Origin of the sequence: Fervidicoccus fontis Kam940, assembly GCF_000258425.1 — an archaeon.
Taxonomy (GTDB): domain Archaea; phylum Thermoproteota; class Thermoprotei_A; order Sulfolobales; family Fervidicoccaceae; genus Fervidicoccus; species Fervidicoccus fontis.
Genome location: NC_017461.1, coordinates 642,381 through 669,168, shown reverse-complemented (window position 1 = coordinate 669,168; position 26,788 = coordinate 642,381). Strand labels below are relative to the sequence as shown.

Here is a 26,788-nt window from a genome sequence, read left to right as displayed (position 1 = left end):
TTTTTATTAAATTAATTTAATATTGTTTTAATATTTAACTTTTCAAGGTGAAAAACATGAATGATTTTTTAGAAATAAGCAAAGAAGAGCTTATCTATTCTGGAATTAGAATTAATGTCAAGAAAAGAAAATATATATACGAAAATAGTGAGTTTGAAAAAGAAATAGTAGAGTTTGGGAAAAGCGCTGCAGTTCTTCCTATTAATGATGACAGGATAGTCCTTATAGAGCAGTTTAGGTACCCTATAAATAAGTGGATAATTGAGATCCCAGCCGGAAGGGTAGAGAAGGGTGAGGATCCAAGAAACGCAGCATTAAGAGAGCTAAAGGAAGAGACTGGATATACTGCGAGGAATATAGAAGAAGTAGCTTCCTTTTTCGTATCTCCTGGTTATTCAGACGAGCTCATGTATCTATATATTGCTGAAGATTTGAAGAAGTCCGAGCAATCTCTTGAAAAAGGTGAGTTGATAAGATTGAAAGAGCTCTCAATAAAAGAAGTTAAAGAGATGCTCAAAAAAAGAGAAATTACTGATGGAAAAACTCTGCTTGCGCTTTACTATTATCTTTACTATTATTTCGATAAATTTGGTATCTGATTCACTCTACCTTAACTTCCTTCTTCCCTTCCCATACTCCATGGAGGTTGCAGTATCCTAAAGCATAAATAGTACCGCTCTTCTTTAGCTTTAAGGTCAAAGTTATTATTGGCTCAGAATATTCCGGCTCAAATTCCACTGTTGCTAAATGGACTGGATTGAAAGCCCTCCCTTCTTCAACGAAGTATACAGTTAAGCTCCTAATGAAATGAGATACCTGATTAGGGTGAGGACCTACGGAGATCTTAACTGTAAAAGCCTCATTTGCCTTAACAGATTCGGGGGCTTCTATCTTAGGAGTATGCGTTTCTACTTTTGAAATTGCCTCTCCAGATGCCTGCTCTGGTGAATAAATATATTCTCCAAATTTTTTCATTTTAATTTCACCAAGAATTTAATGCGCAAAATTTAAATATAAATATTTATTATATATTCTCCAAATTGATTTCACTTAAAAAACAATTTTAATAAAAACTCAGATTTTCTTTAAGTAATCCTCTATTTCTGGCAGAGTAAGCTTTCTGAACTCCTTCTTTTCAGCCAAAATTATTCCGACGTCGAAGTTCTGAGCCTTTAGGTCTTGGTCGCTTGACTCCTTCAGCACTTTCAGAGCAAGTAATATTCCTTCCTCTAGGCTCATGTCCTTCCTATAGTTCTTTTCCAGCTTTTCCTCTATCTGAGCCTCTCCTCTTCCCATGGATGTTGCAAAGTATCCAAAGTATTGTCCTGCTGGATCTGTCTTGAAGAGCTGTGGACCAGAAGAATCTATACCTCCTATCAGAAGAGAGACTCCAAAAGGCCTCACTCCACCATGTTGCGTATATGCCTGCTTTAAATCGCTTACCTGCTTAGTTAAATACTCGATTGGAATTGGTTCTCCATAAGTTAGCCTGTGAGAAACCGCTATTTGTCTAGCATACTCTATCAGCACTCTCCCATCTCCGCCGAAGCCAGCAAAGGTCACTCCTATGTGTGTGTCAATCATGCTTACCTTTTCAATGCTTACGACATCCATTAAGCTCTTTGTAACAGCTTTTTCCGCGGCAAGAACAACTCCTCCTGGCGTTTTAATTCCTACAGTGCTCCATCCTTGTTTTACTGCTTCAAATGCATATTGCACTTGATAAAGCCTTCCATCTGGTGAGAATACAGTTAGTGCTCTATCATAACCCATCATTGCGGGCGAAAATGCCATAGTACATTACCTCTTTTTTTACATATTCTTTTCTTTTTGCGGTTAATATATAGTTAATACAATAAAATATTTAAAATTCTTCTTTTCTTTCGATTAAAAATCTTAAGTTTGAAAGGTCAGCTCGTCGCGAGAAAAACATCGGTTTTAACCTTCTTCCCCTTCTTGGGACGGCTACATCATCCCTTTTTATTGAAAGCTTCTCAAGTGATAATTAATAGGATTTAGCGCCCATTTGTACATCTAGACGATACTGTATATGCTTGCGCTTGTGAGCTACCCTGTCTTTAATTGTGGGGCTTCCAGCGCTCAAATAGGACTTCACGCTTCTAGTCTTCTTTGAAGGTTCTAAGGGCTCACCTTCCCTTTTAGCAGGGGGCATCCCCAGATTTTAATTGTAAAACAAAGAATTTTAAACCTTTGCCCATTCATTTTCTCGCTAAAATGAGAAATTCTCTGGTCGTTCATCCAAGTGCTTTGTTTTAAAAATTTTAGAAAATTTAAATATTTATTAACTTACTAGGAAAGCTTATAAAAAAGAAGGTGTGAAAAACGCAGAGCAGCTTATTTGAAAGGCTAAACGACAATGAGTTCGTAGCTTTAGCAATTGGCGCTATATCTGTTGTTTTAGCTCTATACACAAAATTCTCATATTATGGAATAATAAGCGTCCTCATAGGTTTTCTGCTCCACGAGCTTTCCCATAGGTATTTCGCTAGGAGGGCAGGTTGCTACAGCAGATTTGTTCTAGATCCTTTTGGGCTCATAATAACCCTAATTTCGGCAATACTTCCTTTCGGATTCCTAGCTCCTGGATATGTTGGTATTTACTGCTTCGGCATTATGCTGAGCAAAAGAGATAATCTGAACATAAGCGCCTCCGGAATTACAGTCAATCTAATTTTGGCTATAGCTGGACTTGCTTTCTCGTACTTCTTCCTTCCAGCTTTCTTCATAAATTTCTCAATAATCAACACATGGCTCGCGCTTTTCAACTTAATACCATTCGGTCCGTTTGATGGCGCAAAGATATTTAAAGCTGATAAGAGGGTATGGGTTGTTCTGTTCGTTACATCACTATTTTTGTTCTTCTATGTTTGAGCTCGAAAGTGAAACGGAATGGAGAGGAGCATATATCCCTTCTCAATATTCGATCCTTGGCAGAGCAGCTTGTGCACGTGCCCAAAGAAATACTCATTGAATCCATATACAGGTTGCTCATTCGGTTGCCTATACTGCTATGCTAAGGGATACATAGGGAAGAGAGAGAGCACCCCAAAAAAGGACTACGTCAAGCTTTTGGAGAGGTCAGCTAGAAAGCTTAACAGAGCGTTGCCAGTGAACATTGGGACGAGCAGCGATCCATATCCTGATATAGAACAAAAATTTAAACTCACAAGAGCTTCTCTAAGCATACTCATAAATATGAACTTTAAAGTTCTTATAACAACGAAGGGAGGAGAGCTATTGTTGAGGGATGCAGACCTAATGAAAAAAGGAAAAGTAGCTGTTACTCCTACCGTCACAACTTTGAATGAGGATCTTGCAAAAAAGCTTGAGCCGATGGCACCAAGTCCGAAGGAAAGGATCAGGGTAATGGAGGAAATGAACAAGAACGATATCCCATTAGGTGCAAGAGTAGATCCTATAATACCCGGGCTAAACGACGACGAGAAGGAGCTAAAGGAGCTTGTTAATGCGCTGGCTGAAGCTGGAGCGAGGCTTATAATAACTTCAACTTATAAGGCTAGATTTGTAGATTTTAAGGACATGATTAACGTTTTTCCAGATATGAGGGAAAAGTGGAAAAGGCTCTATTTTGAGGAAGGAGAAAGGATTGGAGGATATATGTACTTAAGCAAGAGCTTGAGGGAGAGGCTTTTAAAGCTTGTGGTCGATGAGGCAAAAAAGCTTGGCCTTGAATATGCTACATGCAGAGAAGGGCTAACTTCTCCTGAATACTTCAAAGCCAGATCCTGCGATGGGACGCATCTTACGGAAATGGGAAAGAGAAGTGGAAGTGAGCAAAAGTGAAGAAAATCCTGATCGCAGGTCTTCTTCCTTATGATTCTGGAAAGACGACATTTTCAATCTCGCTTATATTACATTTAAGAGATATGGGGATAAAAGCTCATCCATTCAAACCGGTGTCATCGCACAACATATTTACTCAATCCTCCTCGTTCAGCGAGAGCATAAATATGAAGCTTCTAGCTGGAGGCGATGCGCTTCAATACAAGCATGCTTTTGACTTTGATATTGATATGCTGAAAGCGACGAATCCCCTAGATCTCCTTCTGAGTCCTACAGATCCCTCAATTTACCTCAAGAACTCAAGGCTTCCAAGTTATTATGAAGATCAGGAGAACCTCTTTAAACTGGTGAGCCTAATGAGGATAACTGAGTGCAAGACCATGAGTGCAAAGCACTACTTTATAAGAGACAACACTGATCTTTTTCCTCCTAGCTTTAGAAAGAATATAGAGCATCTTTCCTCAATAACTGAAGCTTTGCCTATAAGCTTAGATGAAGCTCTCAAGATCCTAAGATCGAGGGAGCTTGAAGACAACTTTGATATTTGTCTGGAGAGGATCGGGAAAGGTTTCAATACTATCATTGTAGAGTCTTTCAGCGACTCTCTCTTCCCGTATTTTTCCTCTCTGAAGGACTCTTCAATGATAATTGTAGTCTCTCCAGGCAGGGCATTTGCCTATTTCGATGAAGAAAAAGTGAAAAAAATAAAGGAACTGAAGGGTATTCCGAAGGGATCCCCAAGAACGATGTACTTAATCAGCAGATATGAGCCGGATCTTGATGAAGCATTAGACCTTAAAGACCCGTTAAGCTCAAGCTCAAAGCTTTCAAGCGAGATCTCAAAAAGGATTGATGGAAATTAAGCTCTTGCAGTTTCATCGAGCGGCTTTTTTGCAGTCTCCTTTCCCCTTATCAACCATACTGAAGATGCAAAAAGCCCTAATATCCATACTGCAAAGTTGATCTCAAGCATAGTGCTTGAGTCCAAGTATCCCATTATGCCGACATCGATCGTATTTAAGAGCCATGCGAAAGCAGTTATTGCTCCAGCAGCAGATGCCCTCATCCCTGTGGGGAAAAGCTCTCCTTCTAAAGTTGCCTCGGAGCCATAAACCCATTCGCAGAATATCATGTTGAGGAAAAGAACAATTAGGAAGTATGAAAATTCCTGAGATATTGCAGAGAAATATATGAGCAAGGCAGTAGCAGAGCCGAATATGAATGAGGCAAAAAGGGAAAGCTTTCTGCTCCTATCTATCAGCCAGATGAATGGTATAGCTCCTACAGAAGCTCCTATGTTTGATATAGCTATAATCAATGGAGCGGTGTTCTCTCCAAATGGAAAATTCTTAGAGTATGGTACATAGTATGAGGGGAAGTTGTAGTTTATGGCCTGTGCAGCTACGATGACTGCCAAAATAAAAAACCTCAGGCTATACTTCCTTATAGCATCTCCAATCCCCACTCCTCCCTCTTCCGAGGTGATTATACTAATGTTGGGAAACTTCTCCGCTATTTTTTCAGCCTCATCTTTTCTGTCCTTCAGAACAAGCCATCTAGGAGACTCTGGTATGTGTAGCCTTGCAAATAGCACTACGATAGAGAGAAAAAGCGCAGAAAACAGCGTATAAAGCAAAATTGTATTTAAATCAGTTGTCAGCTTTGAGTAAAAGAGCGAGAGGAGAGCAATAACAGCAGCCCCCACGTTCCAGAAGTTCAATGCGAGCATGAGCATCTTTCCTCTGTGGTCATCAGGCATAAATTCTGAAAGTGCAGCATATGAGGGACCTGTCTCAGCTCCAATTCCATAGTTGATTATTGATGTTAGAATTGCGGCTTCAATTAATCCTATTTTTTCTGCATATGAGAATGCGATAAATGCGATCGTTGAAATTGTGTAGATGCTGAGAGAAGTTATCAACCCTCTCCTCCTTCCAATTCTATCAGAAACCACTCCAAAAGTGAGAGAGCCGAGCATGAATGAGGCGGAATTCAGCATCAGTATTAAAGATGCATATGGTAAAATGCTTGGTATGAGGTAGAGTGTTGTAGGTATCAAAGAGAAAAGAACCCCATCTAAGAAGAAACTCATCGACACAATTGCAAATATTTCAAGATGATTTCTGTTGAGGGTCGATGTACTTTTTGAAGCGCTCAAGATACCACCGGGATAAAATAATCATCATAACTAAGTTATCAGTTTTTTAAAATATTTTAAAAATTGTTGAACGTACAAGAAAAATTAGTTAATTAAAAAAAGTTAGGTTATGGAAATTCCTCCATCAACAACCACTAAACTTCCAGTTATATAAGAGGACTCGTCAGAAGCGAGGAATGCAACCGCATTAGCTATCTCCTCAGGACTTGCAAACCTTCCTAGTATTATCCTCTGAGAATTGATCTTTTTGAACTCTTCTGGGGTGAGCTTCAAATTCCTAGCAGCTCTTTCAATCATAGGGGTGTCAACCCATCCAGGAGCAATCGCATTCACTCTAATTTTGAGCTTTCCAAGCTCCACCGCAGATACCTTAGTCAGCATTATAACTCCTGCTTTTGAGACGCTGTATGGCATTGCTCCAGCTAGGGGCATTATGCCTGCAACGGAGGCAATATTGATAACAGATCCCCCACCTCTCTTTGCTATATATGGTGTAGCATACTTAGTCATGAGCCAGACTCCTTTGAGGTTTATGTTGAGTACTCTGTCATATTCTTCAACGCTCAATTCTAGCAAAGATTTGCTTGGGGGCTCAATTCCCGCATTATTTACTAACACATCAATTCCTCCCGTCTTTTCTACCGCATTTTCTATCCCTCTCTTTACGCTTTCCTCATTTGATACGTCAACTTTGAAAAAGTAGGAGCTTCCCCCCTTGCTGTTTATTTCTCTTACTGTAGATAACCCACCTTCTTCAGAAACATCGAATATTATAACTGTTGAGCCTAGAGAGGACAGCTTTTCTGCTATAGCCCTTCCAATTCCACTGCCTCCCCCAGTTACTATTGAAATTTTATTTTTAAGACTCAAAATTTCCACCTTGTTAATAATAATCGGACCTTTTGATAAATAAATTTTGTATATTTTTTTGATTCAGATTTTTACTTTAAAAAATAAATTTATGCAAAAAAGAAACGTTTTTTGTTACATCATGCTTAATAAAAACTTAAAATTTTTAAACAATATTAACTATTAATAATAAAATTCTAAAGGAAAGATTGAAAAATAGGATATCGTGCATCGATATGTCAAGAGTGTTTGAAAGCTCTTATAAGTTACTTTTCGGCTTTTCAGCAAAAAAGCTGTCAATAGCTTCCCTGGTAATTACAGTTGTTATCTCATATTTAAGAGGATCACTCGTATATTTTGGGGAACTGGCTTTTGCTACTGGGACACTTTACTTTTTCAGGACTCCATTTTTGAGCTTGAAGAAGATAATATACATTTCATCTATAACAGTTGGATTTGTAGCGGCTTTCGAAACAGTACTGCTCAGACCGCCCTTCACCTTTTTCCTCGCTATACCGGTAGTCACATCCCTCATTTTAGCAACTATCGATCCGAAATCAAAGTCATGGATAATACCCTTTATTCTTTCCTCTCTTATTTACTACAAGATTAGCATGGAGGCGATGATCACGAGTCTTTTACTAGCTATCGGTATCCCTATCCTCAGGTTTGCATTTTCCAAGATCTCCTATGGAATAGATCCATTCAATCTTTTCAGTGCCTTCCTTTTCTCAGTATTCGGAGAAGGAGAACAATTTGAGGAGGAGCTAAAAAAAATTGGGGAAGAGAAGGAGGTAGACATCCATCTGTTCAAACTACATGGTGAGAAGAGCAGAGCTGTCGCTGTTGTTTCAAACGTTCATCCAGGTCCTTTTAAGGGGGTGAGCGGTGCTAAACTCATAGACTTTATCAATTCTGAGGTTGGAAAAAAGGGCTACAAGCTTCTCTTCATGCATGGAGTCGGTAGTCATGAAAATGATCCTGCTTCTTCAGAGGATGTGAAGAAAATAGCTGAGATTATAGGGAGTAAGCTGGAGGATGGCGGGAGCCTCTGGAGAAGCGCGAATCCTTGCATTCCAGGACAAGGGATTAAGAAAGACGTCATGGTAACATCGCTACCGCTCGATCCTGGTCCAAATATTCACATAGTTTCAAAGGTAAAGTCCTCTATGGATGATATACCCTCTTCATTTGCAAGGATGATTAAAGAAAACGATATCTTAGTGGATGCCCAGAACAGGTTTGATGGCGATGTTCAATGGAGTGAGGAAGACCTTAAAGATCTAATTTCGCTCATCGATAACATCAAAAAGGAAAAATGCGAGGACTACTATATTGGAATAGGGAATGTAAGCATGGGGGATGCTGACAAAACAAGGAGCGAGTTCGGCCAGCTTGGGATATCTTCCTTGGTAATTTCCTGTTCCAATAAGAAAACGGCTTTGTTAATTTTCGATAGTAATAACATAAAAGTAGGAATAAGGGAGAGGCTCGTTGAAAAGCTCAAGGAGAAGGGTTACGACACAGTTGAGATAATATCCACTGACAACCATAGGGAGACTGGGGTTGGAAGAGGGTTTGGTTATAGGGTTGCGGGCGAGAGAGTTCCTTTTGAAGTAATAGAGAAAAAGGCTCTACAAGCTATAAGCATGGCTGAAAGTGATATGGAAAAGAAGAGAGTTGAGTACCTGAAGCTGAGAGTTAAGGCTAAATTCTTGGGAGAGAAAGGGTTCAAGTTGCTTACAAGCATAGCCATGAAGAGAAGCTACTTCGCTTCCGCAATTTTCGCATATATTATAATAGCAATGTTTCTTACCACGCTAGTTTAATCTTCTCAAGAGAAATTTTAGATTCTAAAAAGGAGAGATTTAAAAAAATAAAAAATTTAGAGGAAGTAGTTTATTTCTTCTGCTGAAGCTTCTCTGCTTCTGCCTTGCTAAGTATCCTATATATCGTAATCCCAGTTTCTGGACTCTTTCCTCTTACTGCAACTCTACCGTTCTTTAGAGTAACTACTTCTGGATTGATTAGTTTGACTTTCTTTCTCGCTTTTACATCAAATGCTTCGAACTCCATAATTTACACCTTTTCTGCCCGTATGGGCTTTATTCGTGAATATCATATATGCTTGAGCATATATAAAGCTATTCATGTTTGTTTGAGGCGTTTCTCTTTTAAAATGTATAGATGTTAAAAGGATTTTTCCTAAATCTTTGAAAATTAGCTTTGGAATTAAGCTAGTTTTTTAAAATTTTTAAGGAAAAATCGGTATTACCTTTTTTCTAACACTTTCTGCCAATTTATTGAAAATTTTGCTTTGGTCTTTTCGGTAAGATTTTTAAAGTTGAATATGGTATTACCCTCTTTTTATTGCCGCAATCCTAGACTTTATACCATTGGAAAATAAATCGTAGCCGTACTTAGCAAGAAGAGCATACACCAAACCTATAGGAAGACCTATAACATTATAGAAGTCTCCCTCTATCGATTCTATGAGCAGGGCTCCAAGACCTTGAGCTGCATAGCTTCCAGCTTTGTCCATTCCTTCTAGGGTCGAGGCATATTGTATGATCATCTCATCGCTCACTTTTCTGAACTTAACCTTTGTAGTCTCATGAGAGCACTCCAATGAGCCTGAATCCTTGTCTATGACGCATATACCTGTCAAGACATAATGATACCTTCCGTTCAGCTTTTTAAGCATTGATATGCTTGTGCTTAAAGAATCCGGCTTTCCGAGGATCTCCCCCTCTTCAGCAACTACAACTGTGTCTGCGCTTAAGATGAGAGAATTGCTTGGAGAAGCATCAAGCACGCTCATCCCCTTATTTTTCGCGTTGTTTAAAACAGTTCTTAAAGGCTCCTTCTCTATTATGATTTCTCTGTATTTAGGCTCAATTACTAGGAAATCAACTCCTATTTCCCTCAGGATCTCTATCCTTCTTTTGCTCGTTGATGCAAGCACGAGCTGCTTCAAAGCACCCACCTCTCAATATCGCATAAAGCTTTCTAGTACTGTATTAAATTTTGCAGACATTAGACACTAATTATTTGTAAATTAAGAAATATAAAGACGAGTTAAAATACAAAGGTTAAAAATTGATACTTTGAAAAGCTTATTCTTTTCTCAGCGCCCTATTTGCAGCTACTACACCGATAGTTATCAATGCAATAGCGACACCTGCTAAGATTACGAGATCCCTCATTATTTCTGCATAGCTTGCATAGCTTCCCATTATAAGTGCTTGCCTCATTATATCTGCAGCATATGTAAGCGGGTTGAACTTAGCAACTGTTTGAAGCCAACTTGGCATCATTGCCAAAGGCGTGAGGACATTGCTTGCAAACATAAGGGGAAGGTTCAAAAGGTTCATAACCGTCATCTGCGTCTCCCAGGATTTTACCCTTAGAGTTATTGATATCATCAGCATTCCTATGCCCATTGCAAAGAGCGTTATTCCAAGAGCTGCCGCTACAACTGCTGAAGCGCTTGCTATCTGAAGCTTAAGTCCAAATGGGATTGCTATTAATATTATGACGAGCACTTGAACTAATGCCTTAACAGTTCCTCCCAGAACCTTTCCTACTATTATGCTTCCCCTGCTTATGGGAGATGCAAGTAGCTTGTTCAGGTACCCAAGCCTTCTATCCCACGAAAGGCTCATACCCGTCTGAAGTCCAGCGAACAATGCTACAACTGCGGTCATTCCTATTGCCATATAAGAGAAGTAATCTATGTTCGCCTGACCGAAGAGATTTGTAAGTATGCTGTTGAAGATCTGCTGCACTGCTTGAGTTGCATATGGTGGGAGCGAGTTTAATATGTTTTCCGGTATTTTGAATATTCCCGTTAAGTTAAAAGCTTTTCCAAAGAGGCCCATCCAGAGAACTGGCTGGATCAGCATCATTATTACTACATGGGGCTTATTTATCCATTTTTTCAGCTCTCTATACGTTAGAGCATTTATCTCTCTGATCGTATTTCTAAAGTTGGACTCCAAATCTCTTCACCTCCTTCTCCTCATTATAGCTCTTTCTCTCCTAGTTTCTTCACTTGAAACCTCAGAATCCCTTATCCTCTTTCCAGTATACTGGAGGAACACCTCATCCAAGCTGGGCTTTTTAAGATCGACGCTCTTAATTTTGTAACCCTTTTCATATAGCTTAGTGATTATTTCAGGGAGCACCTCTTCCCCGTTTGCAGTCTTTATCCTTAGCAAACCGCTATCCCCAATAGATACTTCTTTAACGCTCCCATTACCGTTGCTTGAGAGAATCTTTTGAACTTCTTCTCTTTTTATTTGATCGCTTATAAGCTGTATTTCTATTATATCTCCTCCAAGCGAGTCCTTCAGCTCTTTTGGTGTTCCTATGATTTTTATCTCACCATAGTCTATAATCGCAACTCTGTCTGAGAGCTTGTCTGCCTCGTCCATGTAATGAGTCGTGAGGAAAATCGTCATATCTTCCTCCTTTCTTAGCCTGTTTATGTAGTTCCACACAGCAGTCCTCACTTGAACATCTAACCCAAGGGTGGGCTCATCTAAGAAGAGTATCTTCGGTCTGTGGAGGAGAGCAGCTGCAAGCTCAAGCCTTCTCCTCATTCCTCCCGAATAGGTTTCAGTCTTTTTATTTGCGAATTCCTTAAGCTCCATGAACTCCAGGAGCTCCTCCGCCCTCTTCACTGCAACGCTCCTTGGAAGATGGTAGAGAGATGCCTGAATCATTAAGTTGTCCCATCCAGATAGATCATCGTCTGTGACAACGTCTTGCGGCACAAGCCCTATTATGCTCCTAACCTTGTTCGCCTGAGTAACAACATCGTAGCCCCCTACTTTGGCGACACCTTTTGTAGGATTTATCAAAGTTGTGAGTATGCTTATCGTAGTAGTCTTCCCTGCCCCATTGGGTCCTAGGAGACTGAAAACCTCTCCATGCTCGACTTTAAAGGATATCCCCTTAACAGCCGCTATATTTCCTGGGTAAATTTTCCACAGATTTTCAACTACTATGTCATCCATTTTGATCACCTTCAAATATTTTTATGATCTTTTTCCTAGCATCATCTAGAATTTCGGTTACCGCCTTTGCCTTTTCCTCATTTATTTCAGAGGAGTACAAGTGAAGCGTCCCAATAAGCTTTTTTAAAGAGTTGAATATTGTGTTATCTTTGAGAGATGATACTTCTCTAATTTTTCTTAGGATCGCCTCAACTTCTTCTCTGTTTTCCTCTAGATACTTCTTCCCTTTCTCAGTCAGCATGTATATTTTCTTGTTGCCTATTGCCTGAGATTTGACAAACTCGACCTCTTCGAGCATCTGAAGGGTGGGGTATACAATCCCTGGACTTGGCGAATATTCTCCATTAAAGTAAGACTCTATAGTCTTCATTATCTCATACCCGCTCATGCTTTTCTCTTCAAGAAAGTACATTAGGATCATCTTGAAGCCTCCCTTCTGCATTATCCTTTTGCTATCTTCAAAGATGTAATCTTCCTTTTTCCTTCTTTTAGGCAAAGGCGATCACCATTTCGATATATCTAGATATATCTAAAAGTTAATAAGCATTTCACATTTATTTTTGTTTGAGAAAATGTTTTTATAGGTCAATTTTTAGTTAAATCTTGTAGGGGCCCGTCGTCTAGCTGGTTAGGACGCCGCCCTGACGCGGCGGAGGTCCTGGGTTCGACTCCCAGCGGGCCCACTTCTCCTCTATATTATCGTGGGAAGCTATATAGAGGGGCTTCTTCCTCTCATCGCCAAGATAAATTCCTTAATATGCAGATAGTATTTGCCCTTAACTTTTTGTGCGAGATAAAACGAGCTATTACCTATTGAGTTATTACCCTCGCATGGATTTATGCGGGATCTTGAGTATATTATAACGTCATTATCAAAAGGTTCTAGTATTATTTTTCCATAGCGAGCAAAAAGAGATAAAGCTTTCTTTAAGCCTCTGATTTTCTTAATTCCAAGTTTTTCTATCTGAAAACAAGTAAGAAATATTTAAATAAGAAATAATGGATCTCTAATTACTTGGGGGTGTTTACTTTTGAGCACAACTTTGAGCGCAACCATGGAATTTGAAAACATTGAAAAGCTGAAGCAGTTTGTTGAGAAGAGGATCGCTGAGCTTAGCGCAGAGCTTGGTGAGGTTCTGAGGAGGATCGATGCTCTTCACGGTATCGTCGAGAATAAGAGGAGAGTATTTGAAGCTCTAGGATTGAAGCTTCAGGACAGAGGCTATGAAGGGATAAAGCTAGGAGGCGATATAACTATAATGATAGATCCTCCACCTGATGCGCTTGTGAACATATATGAGGGAATATCAGAAAACCTAAATAAGGAGCTCAATGCATATAGAAACCTTAAGAATGCTCTTTCTAAGCTTCTATCATCTCCAGAACTCTCTATATCAGCAACTCTCGTTCTTGATCAAAACATACCGAAGCATATCGTTCTGAAAACTGTCAAGTAGGTAATTTTTTTGAATTCGAAAGAAAAGCTTCTACTCCTTTTAATTTTTTTTCTCTTACCACTGCTTTCTACTCACGTTGCTAGCTCTCAATCTGTATATGTTCCAACCCTTCAAAGTATAGAGGGCGTCGTGCAGAAGCCGTTCGTCTATGAAATAGACAGCTCTTTTCTAAATCCTTATGTGCTCTCGGATGGAAGCTCAATCCTCTACCAACCTTCACCTGCATTTGTGGAAATATACAACTTCTACACTAATGAAACTGAGCTTAGGTATTCGGTAAACGGATACGTTACTGCAGTGGATGAGGGCTGGCCTTATATAGTAGTTGGAACGAGCACGGGAGAGGTATTAATAATAGATGAGTCATCCAATTATTCTGTGAGAAGGTTTGAGGCGGGCTTTTCTCAAGTATCTCAGCTATACGTCCTTGATAGTAGGTATGTTCTCTCCTTATTCTCAGATGGATCTATGCTTCAGTATGACATTCTTAATGACTCGTGGATCGCATACAGACCTTTAAGCTTCAACTCGACAGCTGAAAGCGTCCAAAGCTATCAGGTTCTGAGCATTTGGAAGGATGGAGGAAGCGTTCTTCTGCTCTGCACTCCAACTTTTGCTGGGAGCAATAAGATATACATACAGCTTGTCCCCTCATCAAATTCAACCTCTGTTTCTGGGATAGAAGTCCTTGTAAACTTCACGGGGGTAAACTTAATATCGAAGGGAATAACCGACAGCAATGGAAGCCTAGAAGTAAGCGTACCCTCTGGAGCAAGCTTGAGTAGCAGCGTTGACATATACATCGCTTCACAGAAAAGCGGCTTCTACTACTATGCCCAGTATATATTAGGAAGCATAATTAACACGTTGGTCACAATACCCTATCCGCCCAGCTCCATGCAAATTGTTAGAGTTACATATTTTGCATCAAACTATATCTTATACAAAGCAACTCCATCTCCAAGCGGATTGGTGTTCACGAATACGTACTCATTTTCTGCAGATCGGGTTATAGGATTACTGAGCACGGATAACTCTCTTGGCTTCAAATACATACTGCTTCTCTCTGAAAGCGGCACACTTAATATCATAAGGCTTTCTCAATTCCTCCAGCCTATAGGAAACGATACCTACTATATGTGCAACGTGAGCTCTTTCGACTCAACTAAAGACGGATCTTATTTAATATTAGGATATCCGGATGGAACACTTATAGCGTTTTCCTATAATGGAAAAGGTTATTCAGCCTTTCACAGCTATAAGCTCACTTCCTCTCCCTCCCTCCTCAAAGCCTTGAGCTCTTCGCCTCTCTCAATCATAGCTTTTGATGGGAACTACTTCAATGCCCTCATATATTCTCCTCAAAACAACACTCTCTGGCCAATACTGAGGGATGAAAACAGCCTGGGCTATTCAATTGGGGGCGTGATCAAGAGCTACTTAACGAATCAGGACAGGGCTCTCTTTTTTACCGGGAGCTCTTTGCTTGTTGTTGATGGAATAAGTGAAATATTCTCATTTTCTTATCTCAACATGAGCGAAAGAGCTCTATGTAGCGTTGAGATAAGCGTCTACGGGGCGGACGGGAGCACACCCCAGAGCTTTTCTATATCGTTAAGCGGTCCTGCAGACTACTATACAGGGGTTGTCTACAACAACACCGTACTCTTCAAGGATGTCGTTCAAGGTGCTTATACTCTAACCGTGACTCCTTATCAAAGCATTTACGATCCTGAAGCAGTCAGCATTGACGTGACCGGGAGCTCAAGAATCCCAATTGCCCTCTCGCTTCATGTTTTTCAGGTCTCAATAGGATTGATGGATACGCTCATAAAAGCTCCTCCGAAGGGGTCATTTCAATACAGTTTGTATTATCCCTCGGGCAATACCTCTTCTGGTACTTGGATTCCCCAGTACCAACACCTCTTACTCAACCTTACATATGGGCAGTATGCAATCGACATAATTCCCAGCTACTCTTCTATCTACCAGAAGGAGAGGATATACTTCTCAGTTCCAGAGAACCTCTCATTCGAAGTCAACTTGAGCAGAACTACATATGTTTTCGGAATCCAGGTTATAGATCAGCTTACTGGTTCTCCAGCAAAGGGCACATTCTTAATAACACTCAACGACACACTTGGAAACTCTTACTCCTCTGTAACGCAATACAATACAATTGCGTACTTTACCCTTAACGATGTAGGCAATATGAGCGTGGAGATTTCCCCAAGCGGGGGGTCAAGTGCTCAAATGTACCAGCCGACTTCAACTACTGTTCCAGCATACAGCAGTATGGTTTACCCCATTAGCATTGAGAGGAACAACTACACATTAACTATCAGCGTGAGGGATTTAGACTCAGGGGCTTATGCGAGGGGCGCGAATGTGAGCATTGGAGGTTTAGAATATACAGTCCCCTCCAATGGGACTATCTCGATTATTCTTCCTTCAGATACGTATACTGTAAATGTAGGGGGAGGGATCTACCAATCATACTTGCAAGCTGTTAATCTATATGGAAACACCTCCATATCGATAGGGCTGAGGAGGCTGTTTGGATCTCTGGACATAATCGTTTCGCTTGGTAGCGGATCCCCCATTTCTGGGGCTGTAGTAAATATAGAAGGGCTCGACAACAAGAACAGCTATACCTTCATTACAGACAGCACGGGAGAGGTAAGGGCGTCAATTCCATACGGTCTTTATGCAATAAACGTAACTGCTCCCTACTGCTCTTCTTTCACCCAGATCATCAATGTGAACTCTTCATCAATTCAAACAATATATGTAAAGATGAGCTACACGTTATTAGGTTACTTCAGGGCATATCTAATATACATAGTTATAATTGCTATTGCGGCAGTCGCTATTGTAATTTCAAGGAGGTATGTAAAGAAGAGGCTGGAGCTTCTTTCTCAGCAAGAAGTTGAGGAGGCGCTCTAGCCTTGCCTAAGCTTCCGTTTTTAAGAAGTAAAGATGAGAAGAAGAAAAAAGTAGAAAAAATCGAGAAGAAAGGGGAAGAGGAGCTCACATTAGAGAACCTATTTGAGGAAGAGGTCACATTTTACCATATACAGAGGGCAAGAGGAGTAACTTACGCGAATATAGGAGGGAACTATAGCGAAGTTGAGAGTTACCCCTTAAATCCGCCTTGGGCATACGCCAGGATAATGTTCAATAGAGATGACGGGAGTTACATTTACGCTCTAGATGAGGTCAGGCTCAGTCCGTTAGAGACTAGGGTCTACAGCATTTTGGTGAACATACTTATAAGGGAGCTCAGCCCACCTCCAAGTGGAACGGACACGATGCAGTACTTTAAGGAAAGCGCAAAGGGGATACTTAAAAAGTACATGATAAGGCTCGGGAGGACTCCTGGAGTTTCTTGGGCGAAGATGATGTACTACATCGAAAGAGATGTAGTGGGTTATGGATATATCGACTCCCTCATGAGGGATCCAAACATCGAAGATATTTCATGCGACGGAGTTGGGAAGCCAATTTATGTTTGGCACAGGAAGTACGAGAGCCTGCCAACAAACATTAAAATCGACGATGAAGAGGCCCTGGACAGCTTCCTCGTTAAGCTCTCTCACATGGCTGGTGCTCATATAAGCGTCGCCTTCCCCATAGTTGATGCAATCCTTCCAGGAGGGCACAGGCTCGCGGGAACTTTCAAGAAGGAGGTGACTACAAAGGGATCGAGCTTTACCGTAAGGAAGTTCAGCGAAGATCCCATTACCCTTGTTGATATGATTGGATGGAACAACCTCTCGGAGGAAATGAGCGCATATTTATGGCTAATGCTAGAGCACAAGATGACCGGGTTAGTTCTTGGAGTAACAGGCTCTGGAAAGACTACTTCCCTGAATGCTATAGCCTCCCTCATTAGGCCTTCAATGAAGGTCGTGACTATAGAGGACACTCCTGAGCTCAGACTCCCCCTTGAGAACTGGGTTCAGCTTGTTACGAGGCAAAGCTACGGCATAGGGAGCGAGAAGATAGGGGAAATAAACCTCTTCGATCTAATAAAGGTGAGCCTGAGGTACAGACCGGACTACATAATAGTGGGAGAGGTGAGGGGGGAGGAGGCTTATTCGCTAATGCAGGCTGTAGCTACTGGACATGGAGGATTAACTACACTCCATGCAGAGAGCGTAGTTCAGGCTATAAACAGGCTTACGAGCGAGCCCATGAACATACCCAAGTCCTTTGTCCCATTTTTAAACTTCGCTTTTGTTACGAAGAGGCAGATGATAATCAACCCTGATGGGACTTTTCAGATCGTTAGGAGGATAACAAACCTATGGGAAATATACGACTACGGAGACTATGTGGAAATATTTAGGTGGGATCCAAACAAAGATAAGTTCTACTTCGACATCTCGAAAAGCGAGAACCTGAAAAAGATAGCTGAGATGAGAGGGAAAGATATGGAGTGGATAGAGAAGGAGATAGAGAACAGGAAGCTGGTTTTAAGGTATTTGAGGCTAGAGAAAAAGAGGTTTTACTTGGATATAGCAAAGTACGTTAGGATGTATTACCAGAATCCTGAGAAGCTCATGAGTGAAGTGAGGGGAAGGCTTGAAGGCAGGGTGGAGGGAATTTGATTCATTTCAGAAGAAGGAAAGAGAAGAAGGGGATAGGTCTTTCCCTCCTCTATGAGAGGATCTCCCTCTTCTACTTCGGAAAGCTAGGGAAAAAGCTAGTAAAAACCTACCAACTAGATAATAAGCTTGAGCAGGCAATGTCCTTTAACCATCCAGTAGTTTATGCATCAAAGCTGCTCATGAATACTTTTCTCATCGCAGTTCCATCGCTTATAATTTCTGTATACCTTTTCATCCAATTTAAAGCCTTAGTCCTCAATCTTAAAGCATTTGGCGTAGTGCTCCCCATTCTGATCCTCTTCGCTCCAATCCTCTACTTCCTCCTCAGAATCGCATTTCTGAACTCATACATATCATCTAGGGCTCACAATGTTGAATCCGAGCTCCCCCTCTTTGCATCCTACCTTACTTCTATGGTTGTCTCCGGCATAGGGCCTCAGAGGGTTATAGAGGCGATAGCTGAGAGCGACCTCTTCGATGCTATTAAGAAGGAGGCGCAGCTTATCAAGAGGAACATGAGGATCTTTGGCTTAGACTCTCTAAGCGCGATAGAGTCTGTAGCTAAGAACCACCCGAGCAAGGAGTTCAGAGAGTTCATGATAGGCTACGTCTCTACGATAAGGGGAGGGGGCGATGTGGTACACTACCTCCAGTTAAAAACTGAATCTTACTTTAAGGAGAAGGAGAGGGACATGGATAAGCTCGTTGAGGGGGTTGGAACTGTATTGAGCACTTACATGATTATCTTTGTTGTCGTCGGGTTAACGATAAACATAATAATTGCTGTACAGGGAGGGGGATTATCGCAATACATAGGATCGAGCATGAGTGCAACACCGATGATAGTGACCTTCAACTTCATACTAATGCCGATAGTGACAATATTTTCAATAATAATAGTAGGGGGGATCCTCCCAAAGTATAACGTTGTTTATAAGGAGCCTTATCTCTATTTGGGAATATCGATACCTTTAAGCTTATTCGCATTTTCGATCCTCATGGCTTTAGGAGGATATAGGGTTTTCACCTCTCCAGATAGAATGAGCGTAAACCTAGCGATCTCCGCAATAGGTATTGCATTTATACTAGCATCAATTCCTCCTATGCTTGCGTACAGAAGGATAGAGAAGATGGAGAGGAACATTTCTCGCTATCTCGGGAGCTTCCTGACCGATCTTTCTGAGATTAGGAAGGCCGGGCTGAACCCTGAGAAAAGCATAATTTATTTAAGTAGCAAGGACTACGGAAGCTTCACCCCAATTCTGAGGAAGCTATCATCTTCTCTTCAAGTTGGAGTCAATATGAGGAGGGCCGTGAGGATAGCCATTGTAGGGTACAAGAACTGGTTCATGAGGGCTATAATGCGAATGCTCGTTGATATAATAGAGTACGGCGGCGGAACCCCGCAACTTCTTGATACGATTGCTTCTTATGGGAGAAAGCTCTCCGATTTTGAAAATCAGCTCAAGACATCTCTTAGGTCCGATGTATTTCTCCCGTACATAGGTTCAATTCTCAACATAGTCTCAACGGTCATGATCATTTATCTTATGGTCACATCATTGCATGTAATGAATCCAACCGGAGCCTCAGCTGTAGGTGCATACTCTTCCGTGAACCCTGCTAGGCTTTCCTCTCTTACCTTTCAGCTCCTCCTCGGGCTCCTCATGAACTCATGGCTTGCAGGGCTATTGGTTGGGAAGTCCATTTCTTTGACTGTGGCAGGAGGATTCAAGCACGCGGTAATACTCGTAACAGTCAGCTTAGCAGTCTCCCTCTTCACGATAAACATACTCCTCGTCCCAATATTCTCGATGCCGATGAAGTGATACTTTTCTACAAAAGATTGAGAAAAATTTGGAGATATGTTTATATTTTGGTTTATATAAATTTTTTACTGTATAAAAACCAATATGTATATGTGCTAAAAAGAGAAGGGTTTCTCTCTTTTATATCTATCGCTCATATATGAATGTATAATGATAACAAATGGTGGGAATATGGAGAAAAGAGGAATATCTCCTATTATCGCGACGGTAATACTAGTTGTGATAACGATCGCTCTAGCTGTTGGAGTAGCGCTGTGGATGTCGGGTATAATTGGTGGTGCAGGAAGGGGAGAGCAACTCGGTATCTTGCCAGACAGCAATATGACGTTATTATCTAGTACTAATAATACTAATGCAACAATATGGCTCCACGTCAAGAATTCTGGATCTGCAGATGCTCAAATAATTGCTGTTAAGCTCAATGGTGTTAACTTACCTAGTAGCGATATACAGACAAGTGCACCTATAACAGTAAAAGCTGGAAGTGATTTTAATTTTATAATAAATGTAACCTCTAGCGATGTCGGTCTTACAAGCTTTACCCCAGGTACGTCTTATCAAGTTACAATAATTACAAGCGCTGGAGGATCATACAGCACACAGTTGACAGCAATATCTAAATAATAAAGAGATTGTTCTTTTCAATATATTTTTTTTAATTTTTATGCTTAAAAGAGGGGAAAGGTGGAATTGAGAGGCAGTGCAAACCTAATAGCTGGAATAATATTCATCGCAATTCTAGCAACCTTAATCTTTCCCCTCTTTCAGAGCTTTATGAACTCATCGAGCAAGCTCACTGTAAATATGAACCAGCTTGTAGGCAATGCAGTTTCGAGAGTCAATAAGGCTGTTGATCTTACTTTATATTCTGATGGGACCCTTGAAATCGACAATACAGGTTCACTAAATGAGTATCTTGCTTATCTCATAGTAAATTCGACTGGAAGCATTTTATTTGTTCCCTTAAGCATAAACGGCACAAGCTTTCTCTCTCAATTTAATCCTACTTTTTCAGGAGGTTCTTCTCTTTCTCAAAACTTTGCCCTTTTACCTCCTGGATCTAGCATAGTCATGAGGTTCCCTACTTACAATTACATTCCAATAGCAGTAACAACTCTCGATGGGAGCATTATTTATGTGCATCAAGCCTCTTATTCATATCTTTTGAATCAGAATCTAAACGGAATAAGCTATTTGCTCAATCCTGTTACCTTCTTTACAAGCAATTTAGAGGATGAGATAAAAAGCGGAAAGATTTCGCTAGATGAGAATCTTATAGCTACTCCAACCAGCTCGTTCGTTCAAAATCTATCTGGAGGAGTTTACAGGCTGAATAGCCTTACCACAAACATATCATATCCTTTAGTTTTATATCAAGAGTGCGACAATGCAACTGTGAGCATAATGCTGAACTTAACTGGAAATATAATAAATGGATTCCAGCCGGAGTGGGAGAGCAATCCCAACAGAAACGCATCTAATCCCGTCTTTAACATGCTTATCACTGGTGCAATCGCCAGTCCGCTTGATTCAAAAAGCGGTTATTTTAATGTTAGCTCAGTAGGTTGCAGTTTTAATATCACGTACGGTAATAGCGGATGGACCCCAACTTCTTCATCCAGTAATTTCGCTTTCATACTTGCAAATTGGCTTTCAGGATCTTCAAATCCTTGGAGGATAAAAATAGAAGGATTAAATGCTACAAACATAGCAATAAAGTACTATACTTATAACTCATATTCAAACTCATATTTCTATATATGGCATAATGGAACGCAGAGCATTGGCAAATATTACTATGGTGGTGTTGATGAGCAAATATATACGAGTAGTAATCTTCCAAATATGATAAATGTACCTCAAACTACTATTATTATCCAAGGAGTTGCTAGCAGCATAAAGTTCTATAACACAAATACTAGCCTTGCGAATAAGCCAAGCACATATGATCCGTATCTTATAATAGCTGATACAGATGGGAATGGTTACCCAGAGCTGATATTTACAACCGAGGACTTCAGCTTTTCCCATTCCGTCCAAGGAGGCGGAAGCAATAAACCTCGTGTCTTTACTATTGCAGACACGTATAGTTCAGGTGACAGCATCCCTCCGGGTAAAAGCGCTCAAGCTCAATATGTCGCTGTTGACTACACTACAGTTCCTCTTGAGATGATTTTAACTCAGGTGCCTATAAATGGTACTCAATATTTAGGAGTAGACGTCGTGGCGTCTCTCTACTTCCACGACAGTATCTATGGGCAAAATGTGCTTTCAACAATTACTGCTACAGATAGGGGGCTTTTGTCAATAATGCTTTTAGATGTGAACAATAGCTACTCAGTTGTAAGCTCAAAGAACTTTACCTACCAAGACCTTGCATCTCTTGAATCCTGCTATCCTCCGAGCACAACCTCATTCTCTATAAACGTTGTCTTGCCAGTGCCCTATTTTCCTCATTTGTATGAGGTCGCCGTTGCATTTTGGGATCCTTATATTTATGACAGTGAAACTGGGACAAACAATGATGAGGTAACTCTGGGGGTGGAGTTCATTGGATTCCAGCTTTATTCGAGGTAGCAAGAAGATGAGGGCATCAAGTGAGCTCATATCTACTGTCATTTTGATAGCGGCAGTTCTCGCTATGAGCAGCGGGCTTTGGTATTATGCTCAGGATTTCAGCTCAAATCTGAGTAATAACCAGTACATTTCAAGCGAAATATCGCAGAGCGCAATGAGCTTGAATCTCTTAAAGGTTTACAGCGATCCTTCAAGTAGCAACCTTGTTTACCAAGTCGGATACGTTCAAGGATCAACCATTTATCTAGCAGTTCTCACGATCCAGAAAAACTCCTTTATATACTTAGGTCAGGAGCAGATAAGCGAGCCTTCCCAAGGATTGGGCTTCTTCAACCTCAGCGATCCAAGCGAATGGACGAGCCTGCCAGTTATTCAGGTGCAGAGCTCTCAGGTTATGGTGCAACCGATTTACTCTTCAGACTCGAGCTACTATCCTCTAAGCCTCTGGCTTGGGAGCAACGGGATCAACCTATATCCTCTGTACTTCAACACCTCTTCAGTTCAACTCTTAAACATTAAGGTCAACAGCAACTATGATAATGTGATGGTGTTCTTCACTTATTTGAATGGAAAATACTGGGCATTTTCCTATTTCTATGTTTGAGGTGTAATTATGGATAGCCTGTCTGTATTCTTCTCCGGATGGAAAAAGGTATCGGTGAGAAAAGAAGAAGCGGAGTTCTCCTATTTTTACACCGTCTCTGATGTGGAGACGTGGAAGGCTCTAAACGAGATCGAAAAGGGGGGAATCATTGAGGAGATCTTAAGCGTAAAGGATAAGTGCGACTTAAACGATAGGGAGAAGACTTATGAGCTCAATAGGCTTGGCTGGTGGGTTGATGTAGGAATAGAAGGATTCTCGAAGGAGTTTGAGCTCAAAGAGGGTAACCTGAGGGCTGTAATCGGAGTAAGCTGCATGGATGGAAAGGTCAGGATAGTAATATATAAGCCTTAATTTTTTTAACTTTTTGGGGGTTAAGGAGAAAAGTTCCCCTTCAATGAAGGAGGAATGAATAGCCCCCTATAGAATTGTTCTTATAGTTATAAAAAAAGATATATAACTATGCGATACAGATTGGACAGAGGATCCCATTCAGTTTACGCTCTTTACTACCACTATGTTCAAGTAGCGATGTACCGCAGAAAAGTTTTCTACCACGAGGAAATAATCAATTTATAACTTCTACTTACAAGTGCTTAGACAAGCTGTTTTAGCTTCATAAAGGTTTATAGGGGCTGATATTGATTATCTGATTTGAGATAGAAAATATATTCCTCAAATACCTTGCTCTCGAAAGCCACTAAGCCACATGCAGAACCAAGAAGGGATGCACCAACTAATATAAACTTATATAGGATTTGAACCCGATCATTTACTGCTTAGCAATAAGGGGAGGATAGAGGAAAAGAAGGACGCTGATATCCTCTTGCTTGAAGGAGAAAGCTTGAGGATAAGGGATGTTATCGCGAAAGGGGAGCACGTATTCCATGAGAAAGGTGGTGTATAAAAAATAAAGCTGAAGATGGTCGTTTTAAACGACAATGAGCCTTCTCCAGGATTGAGGAATGACTGGGGGTGGAGCCTGTTCATAGAGTTCAATGGAAGAGAGATACTCTTCGATGCAGATACAAGAGGGGAGATCATAGCCTACAACTCACAAAAGCTAAACATAGATCTGAGCTCCATCGACTTTTCATTCTTGAGCCACTATCATGGCGACCACTACGGAGGATATGAATATTTTGAGGGGAAGAAGAGCTTCAAGGTATATGTGCCTGATAAGGATAGAATTTTGAGGAAGCTCGGGCTCCTCCCTATAGTAGTAGAAAAATTTGAAGAGATAGAAGAAGGAGTATTCTCTACAGGACCCCTTTCAAGCCTTGGATTGAAGGAGCATTCGATGGTCTTGAAAATTGATGATCTGAATATCCTCATTGTAGGATGCAGTCATCCAGGCATAGACGTTATTGCGAAAAAGGTCTTTGAAAGGTTGGGGAAAATATACTTCACTATAGGTGGGTTTCACGAGCCGCCTCTGAGGGCTTTAGATAGACTTGCAGAAGTGAGTGAATACATCGCCCCAGCGCACTGCTCTGGAAGCAGGGCTAAAGAGTATGTTAAGAAAAAATATGGTAAAAAATACGTTTCTGTTAGGACTGGGAGCGAAATAATCCTGCCTTTTTAATTTTATCTTCCAGACCTCTGCGGAGTGTAGGGGATGTACTCTACTCCAGACCTTTGCATGAGAGGAGCTTTGTAGAGAGCCATAAGGTCATAGATCTCCTCAGGGATCTCATCCTTTACTGGCAAGCCGAGCTTTTTGGCTTCTTCAAACGTGATCGGGTGATCGTGAGTCCAGTCTCCTCTAGTTAGAAGGTCAGCGAGCTCTCTAGCCCTCTCCTCTCCCATCTTGTCCCTGAGCAGTTCGACTACAATTTCCTGAACGCCCTTTGTCGCTTTTTCAGCAATATCAGCCATTATCAATGTGATATCCTCTGCCCTCTCACCCTTCATCTTAGCGAGCTTAATAATGCTCGGAGCTGGGAGAGACCCGTACTGCTGGAATTGTATCTGAGGGTCTATCGGTCCCAGGACTGCATTTCTGTCCATCCATATCTCATCTGCTGCGAGGGAGATCAGAGTTCCCCCGCTCATCGCATAGTGCGGGATTATAACAACTTTCTTTCCTGGGTGCCTCTTAAGCGCAAGTGCTATCTGCGATGCGGCTAGGACCAGTCCTCCAGGCGTGTGAAGAATGATCGCTATCCCCATATCCTTAGGGGTCTCTCTTATCGCTCTTAGTACCTCCTCGCTATCATCTATATCTATGTACCTATATACGGGGATTCCAAATATCCCTACCCTCTCCTGCCTGTGTATTAAAGTTATAAACCTCATCTTCATTTTGGATTCTAGAGAAGCTAGTATCCTAGCCCTCGCAGCCCTTATCCTCGCTTGAGACGTGGTTGGAGAGAAAATGAGAAGGAAGAAGACGAACCAGAACAGTATGCTTGCAATATCCGCTAAAGTCAAACTTTCACCTAAGTTTCTTACTGAATTCTTTATATATAAATCCTTCCTTTTCCAAGAGGTGAGGGGCAGTAAAAGTATATATTAAAACTTGAAAAGGATAGGAGCAGTTAACGTCTATGGGAGATATAAAAATGATCTCAATAAGGGATACAGTCGCATATATATTAAGCATAGCTGGTTGCACTTCTCCTTTCAGAATAAGCAGGATGCTTGTTCTTGCAAACTGGAAAATGCTTAAAGAAAAAGGCACAATTGCCTTGAGGTTTAAAGTTGATGGGTTCCAAGCAGGGTTTGCAGTTCCAGAAATAGAGGAAATAAAGAGGAGAATTAAGGATGGGAGCGAGAGGTGCATAAAGATCAATGAGCAGAAAAAGTGCTTTGAATATGTATGCGAAGAGAAAGTAGAATTGCCTCGCGAAGTTTCAGATGTAATCCAAAAGGTTTTTGATGAGATCAGAAGCTTAGATGATATCTCCTTAAACAGGATCGTGGTGAGGGATCCGCATTATCCTGAACTTCTGAAGAGAGGTGGATTTCATGAAGGGTAGCATAGGAGTTACCGGGGGTAAGGGGGGAACAGGGAAGAGCATGGTCGCAGTTAATATCGCATCCCTTTTGGCTAGAGAGAGGGAATTGGTCCTTGCAGATCTCGATGTTGAGGCCCCAAACGATCACTTGCTTTTAAATGCTAAGCTTGAGAACGAGGAGCCCGTAGAGATAATGCTTCCATTCATAGACTATAAGAAGTGCACAGGTTGCGGGGTCTGTGCGAAGATTTGCGATACAGGCGGGATAATAATGACTAGGGAGAAGATGCCCATGGTCCTCCCGAGGCTGTGTAGCGGTTGCAGGGCTTGCTATTTCGCATGTCCGGAGAAGGCTATAGTTGAGGGGAAGCGTGTTGAAGGCTATATATACTACACGAGGGTGAGGTTGAAAGACTGCGAATTTACTTTAGTTACAGGCATGCTTAGGGAGGGGGAAGAGCATACTCCTCCAGTTGTCCTTCCAGCGAAGAAGAAGGCAATTTCCCTTTCAAGAGATCTCCTTGTCATTGATACGAGCGCTGGGACCGCGAATCACGTATCTACAGCTTTAGAGGGATCCAAGATAGCATTGGCTGTGACGGAGCCTACCCCCTTAGGCCTTCACGACCTTGAGCTCATTCTCAAAGTTCTGAATGAGCTCAGGATAGATGCTTGGGTATTGGTGAACAGGTGGGGTATAGGATCTTCTGAGAAAATGTACAGCATAGCTGAGAAGATAGCGAAGAAGCACAATGCAGTAATAAAGGCAAAGATACCCTATTCGAGAGACCTCGTTGAAGCTTATGTAAGAGGGATCCCAATTGTCGAATTCTATCCAGATCACGAGATCTCTAAGATCTTCAGATCAATCGCTAAGGAAATACTCGATGTTGTTTAA

The 26,788-nt window shown here is 41.1% G+C and carries 27 protein-coding genes, 1 tRNA gene and 1 pseudogene; 18 read left to right on the top strand and 11 right to left on the bottom strand.

Annotated elements, in window-relative coordinates:
• The first annotated feature begins 56 nt into the window (after window positions 1-56).
• Window positions 57-599, top strand: coding sequence for an NUDIX hydrolase (locus FFONT_RS03515; protein WP_148683605.1), 543 nt, complete (start codon window positions 57-59; stop codon window positions 597-599).
• A 1-nt stretch (window position 600) separates the two neighbouring features.
• Here the strand turns inward: FFONT_RS03515 and FFONT_RS03510 are convergent, their stop codons facing one another.
• From FFONT_RS03510 to FFONT_RS06985, 3 genes are all read right to left on the bottom strand, one after another.
• Entirely contained in the window at window positions 601-975 is a 375-nt protein-coding gene (locus FFONT_RS03510; protein ID WP_014557850.1) for a class II SORL domain-containing protein, read from the bottom strand.
• A 99-nt stretch (window positions 976-1,074) separates the two neighbouring features.
• Window positions 1,075-1,794, bottom strand: coding sequence for an archaeal proteasome endopeptidase complex subunit alpha (gene psmA, locus FFONT_RS03505; protein ID WP_014557849.1), 720 nt, complete (start codon window positions 1,792-1,794; stop codon window positions 1,075-1,077).
• Between the two features lie 211 nt (window positions 1,795-2,005).
• Window positions 2,006-2,173, bottom strand: a complete 168-nt coding sequence (locus FFONT_RS06985) for a hypothetical protein (protein ID WP_158308305.1) — start codon at window positions 2,171-2,173, stop codon at window positions 2,006-2,008.
• A gap of 461 nt (window positions 2,174-2,634) precedes the next feature.
• Between FFONT_RS06985 and FFONT_RS03500 the strand changes: the two genes are divergently transcribed.
• The 3 genes from FFONT_RS03500 to FFONT_RS03490 are packed head-to-tail and all read left to right on the top strand — an operon-like array spanning window position 2,635 to window position 4,688.
• Window positions 2,635-2,892 (top strand): zinc metalloprotease, encoded by a 258-nt coding sequence (locus FFONT_RS03500; RefSeq protein ID WP_014557848.1) that lies wholly within the window; start codon window positions 2,635-2,637, stop codon window positions 2,890-2,892.
• An 18-nt stretch (window positions 2,893-2,910) separates the two neighbouring features.
• A complete protein-coding gene (locus tag FFONT_RS03495) occupies window positions 2,911-3,825 on the top strand; it encodes an SPL family radical SAM protein (RefSeq protein WP_014557847.1) in 915 nt (304 codons plus the stop codon).
• Window positions 3,822-4,688, top strand: a complete 867-nt coding sequence (locus FFONT_RS03490; RefSeq protein WP_014557846.1) for a P-loop ATPase/GTPase-like protein — start codon at window positions 3,822-3,824, stop codon at window positions 4,686-4,688. Before FFONT_RS03495 ends, FFONT_RS03490 begins: the two co-directional genes overlap by 4 nt.
• Here FFONT_RS03490 and FFONT_RS03485 read toward each other — a convergent pair.
• Complete coding sequence (locus FFONT_RS03485) at window positions 4,685-5,983, bottom strand: MFS transporter (RefSeq protein ID WP_148683604.1); 1,299 nt, start codon at window positions 5,981-5,983, stop codon at window positions 4,685-4,687. The two genes, FFONT_RS03490 and FFONT_RS03485, sit on opposite strands and share 4 nt — an antisense overlap.
• A 102-nt stretch (window positions 5,984-6,085) precedes the next feature.
• On the bottom strand, window positions 6,086-6,853 hold the full coding sequence (locus FFONT_RS03480) for an SDR family NAD(P)-dependent oxidoreductase (protein WP_158308304.1): 768 nt from the start codon (window positions 6,851-6,853) through the stop codon (window positions 6,086-6,088).
• Window positions 6,854-7,068: 215 nt separating this feature from the next.
• Between FFONT_RS03480 and FFONT_RS03475 the strand changes: the two genes are divergently transcribed.
• A complete protein-coding gene (locus tag FFONT_RS03475) occupies window positions 7,069-8,661 on the top strand; it encodes a DUF2070 family protein (RefSeq protein WP_014557843.1) in 1,593 nt (530 codons plus the stop codon).
• Between the two features lie 70 nt (window positions 8,662-8,731).
• Here FFONT_RS03475 and FFONT_RS07050 read toward each other — a convergent pair whose 3' ends face one another.
• From FFONT_RS07050 to FFONT_RS03455, 5 genes are all read right to left on the bottom strand, one after another.
• Complete coding sequence (locus tag FFONT_RS07050) at window positions 8,732-8,908, bottom strand: hypothetical protein (protein ID WP_014557842.1); 177 nt, start codon at window positions 8,906-8,908, stop codon at window positions 8,732-8,734.
• A gap of 280 nt (window positions 8,909-9,188) precedes the next feature.
• The gene (locus FFONT_RS03470; protein ID WP_158308303.1) at window positions 9,189-9,809 is read right to left on the bottom strand and encodes a Maf family protein; all 621 of its coding nucleotides are present in this window, start codon (window positions 9,807-9,809) and stop codon (window positions 9,189-9,191) included.
• Window positions 9,810-9,948: 139 nt separating this feature from the next.
• Complete coding sequence (locus tag FFONT_RS03465; RefSeq protein WP_014557840.1) at window positions 9,949-10,833, bottom strand: ABC transporter permease; 885 nt, start codon at window positions 10,831-10,833, stop codon at window positions 9,949-9,951.
• A gap of 6 nt (window positions 10,834-10,839) precedes the next feature.
• Complete coding sequence (locus FFONT_RS03460; protein ID WP_014557839.1) at window positions 10,840-11,853, bottom strand: daunorubicin resistance protein DrrA family ABC transporter ATP-binding protein; 1,014 nt, start codon at window positions 11,851-11,853, stop codon at window positions 10,840-10,842.
• On the bottom strand, window positions 11,846-12,349 hold the full coding sequence (locus FFONT_RS03455) for a PadR family transcriptional regulator (protein WP_014557838.1): 504 nt from the start codon (window positions 12,347-12,349) through the stop codon (window positions 11,846-11,848). The genes FFONT_RS03460 and FFONT_RS03455 overlap by 8 nt, the downstream gene beginning before the upstream one ends.
• Window positions 12,350-12,462: 113 nt before the next feature.
• Here FFONT_RS03455 and FFONT_RS03450 point away from each other — a divergent pair.
• The 11 genes and pseudogenes from FFONT_RS03450 to FFONT_RS03400 all read left to right on the top strand — a co-directional run bounded on the left by FFONT_RS03450 (window position 12,463) and on the right by FFONT_RS03400 (window position 24,515).
• Window positions 12,463-12,536, top strand: a tRNA-Val gene (locus FFONT_RS03450).
• A gap of 348 nt (window positions 12,537-12,884) precedes the next feature.
• Window positions 12,885-13,310, top strand: a complete 426-nt coding sequence (locus tag FFONT_RS03445) for a hypothetical protein (RefSeq protein WP_148683602.1) — start codon at window positions 12,885-12,887, stop codon at window positions 13,308-13,310.
• 9 nt (window positions 13,311-13,319) lie between these two features.
• Entirely contained in the window at window positions 13,320-16,256 is a 2,937-nt protein-coding gene (locus tag FFONT_RS03440; RefSeq protein ID WP_014557836.1) for a carboxypeptidase-like regulatory domain-containing protein, read from the top strand.
• 2 nt (window positions 16,257-16,258) lie between these two features.
• Entirely contained in the window at window positions 16,259-17,923 is a 1,665-nt protein-coding gene (locus FFONT_RS03435; RefSeq protein WP_014557835.1) for a type II/IV secretion system ATPase subunit, read from the top strand.
• A complete protein-coding gene (locus tag FFONT_RS03430) occupies window positions 17,920-19,752 on the top strand; it encodes a type II secretion system F family protein (protein ID WP_014557834.1) in 1,833 nt (610 codons plus the stop codon). Before FFONT_RS03435 ends, FFONT_RS03430 begins: the two co-directional genes overlap by 4 nt.
• 171 nt (window positions 19,753-19,923) lie before the next feature.
• Window positions 19,924-20,376, top strand: coding sequence for an archaellin/type IV pilin N-terminal domain-containing protein (locus FFONT_RS03425; RefSeq protein ID WP_158308302.1), 453 nt, complete (start codon window positions 19,924-19,926; stop codon window positions 20,374-20,376).
• 66 nt (window positions 20,377-20,442) lie between these two features.
• Window positions 20,443-22,329, top strand: coding sequence for a hypothetical protein (locus tag FFONT_RS03420; RefSeq protein WP_148683601.1), 1,887 nt, complete (start codon window positions 20,443-20,445; stop codon window positions 22,327-22,329).
• Window positions 22,304-22,933, top strand: a complete 630-nt coding sequence (locus FFONT_RS03415; RefSeq protein ID WP_148683600.1) for a hypothetical protein — start codon at window positions 22,304-22,306, stop codon at window positions 22,931-22,933. Before FFONT_RS03420 ends, FFONT_RS03415 begins: the two co-directional genes overlap by 26 nt.
• A 9-nt stretch (window positions 22,934-22,942) precedes the next feature.
• Window positions 22,943-23,284, top strand: coding sequence for a hypothetical protein (locus FFONT_RS03410; RefSeq protein ID WP_014557829.1), 342 nt, complete (start codon window positions 22,943-22,945; stop codon window positions 23,282-23,284).
• A gap of 108 nt (window positions 23,285-23,392) precedes the next feature.
• Window positions 23,393-23,503 (top strand): annotated as a pseudogene (locus FFONT_RS07295) (IS200/IS605 family transposase); the annotation flags it as partial.
• A gap of 349 nt (window positions 23,504-23,852) precedes the next feature.
• The gene (locus FFONT_RS03400; RefSeq protein WP_014557828.1) at window positions 23,853-24,515 is read left to right on the top strand and encodes an MBL fold metallo-hydrolase; all 663 of its coding nucleotides are present in this window, start codon (window positions 23,853-23,855) and stop codon (window positions 24,513-24,515) included.
• Window positions 24,516-24,517: 2 nt separating this feature from the next.
• Here the strand turns inward: FFONT_RS03400 and FFONT_RS03395 are convergent, their stop codons facing one another.
• Window positions 24,518-25,363, bottom strand: coding sequence for an SDH family Clp fold serine proteinase (locus FFONT_RS03395; protein WP_014557827.1), 846 nt, complete (start codon window positions 25,361-25,363; stop codon window positions 24,518-24,520).
• Window positions 25,364-25,494: 131 nt separating this feature from the next.
• Here FFONT_RS03395 and FFONT_RS03390 point away from each other — a divergent pair, with 131 nt between their 5' ends.
• A complete protein-coding gene (locus tag FFONT_RS03390) occupies window positions 25,495-25,911 on the top strand; it encodes a hypothetical protein (RefSeq protein ID WP_148683599.1) in 417 nt (138 codons plus the stop codon).
• Entirely contained in the window at window positions 25,901-26,788 is an 888-nt protein-coding gene (locus tag FFONT_RS03385; protein ID WP_014557825.1) for a nucleotide-binding protein, read from the top strand. Before FFONT_RS03390 ends, FFONT_RS03385 begins: the two co-directional genes overlap by 11 nt.

What these genes read in the sequence shown, in the direction of transcription:
- FFONT_RS03495 (WP_014557847.1), top strand. Translation starts at nt 2,911, where the DNA reads ATGGAGAGGAGCATATATCCCTTCTCAATATTCGATCCTTGGCAGAGC.
- FFONT_RS03385 (WP_014557825.1), top strand. Translation starts at nt 25,901, where the DNA reads ATGAAGGGTAGCATAGGAGTTACCGGGGGTAAGGGGGGAACAGGGAAG.
- FFONT_RS06985 (WP_158308305.1), bottom strand. Translation starts at nt 2,173, where the DNA reads ATGCCCCCTGCTAAAAGGGAAGGTGAGCCCTTAGAACCTTCAAAGAAG.
- psmA (WP_014557849.1), bottom strand. Translation starts at nt 1,794, where the DNA reads ATGGCATTTTCGCCCGCAATGATGGGTTATGATAGAGCACTAACTGTA.
- FFONT_RS03410 (WP_014557829.1), top strand. Translation starts at nt 22,943, where the DNA reads ATGGATAGCCTGTCTGTATTCTTCTCCGGATGGAAAAAGGTATCGGTG.
- FFONT_RS03390 (WP_148683599.1), top strand. Translation starts at nt 25,495, where the DNA reads ATGATCTCAATAAGGGATACAGTCGCATATATATTAAGCATAGCTGGT.
- FFONT_RS03400 (WP_014557828.1), top strand. Translation starts at nt 23,853, where the DNA reads ATGGTCGTTTTAAACGACAATGAGCCTTCTCCAGGATTGAGGAATGAC.
- FFONT_RS03500 (WP_014557848.1), top strand. Translation starts at nt 2,635, where the DNA reads ATGCTGAGCAAAAGAGATAATCTGAACATAAGCGCCTCCGGAATTACA.
- FFONT_RS07050 (WP_014557842.1), bottom strand. Translation starts at nt 8,908, where the DNA reads ATGGAGTTCGAAGCATTTGATGTAAAAGCGAGAAAGAAAGTCAAACTA.
- FFONT_RS03425 (WP_158308302.1), top strand. Translation starts at nt 19,924, where the DNA reads ATGGAGAAAAGAGGAATATCTCCTATTATCGCGACGGTAATACTAGTT.
- FFONT_RS03460 (WP_014557839.1), bottom strand. Translation starts at nt 11,853, where the DNA reads ATGGATGACATAGTAGTTGAAAATCTGTGGAAAATTTACCCAGGAAAT.
- FFONT_RS03510 (WP_014557850.1), bottom strand. Translation starts at nt 975, where the DNA reads ATGAAAAAATTTGGAGAATATATTTATTCACCAGAGCAGGCATCTGGA.
- FFONT_RS03475 (WP_014557843.1), top strand. Translation starts at nt 7,069, where the DNA reads ATGTCAAGAGTGTTTGAAAGCTCTTATAAGTTACTTTTCGGCTTTTCA.
- FFONT_RS03515 (WP_148683605.1), top strand. Translation starts at nt 57, where the DNA reads ATGAATGATTTTTTAGAAATAAGCAAAGAAGAGCTTATCTATTCTGGA.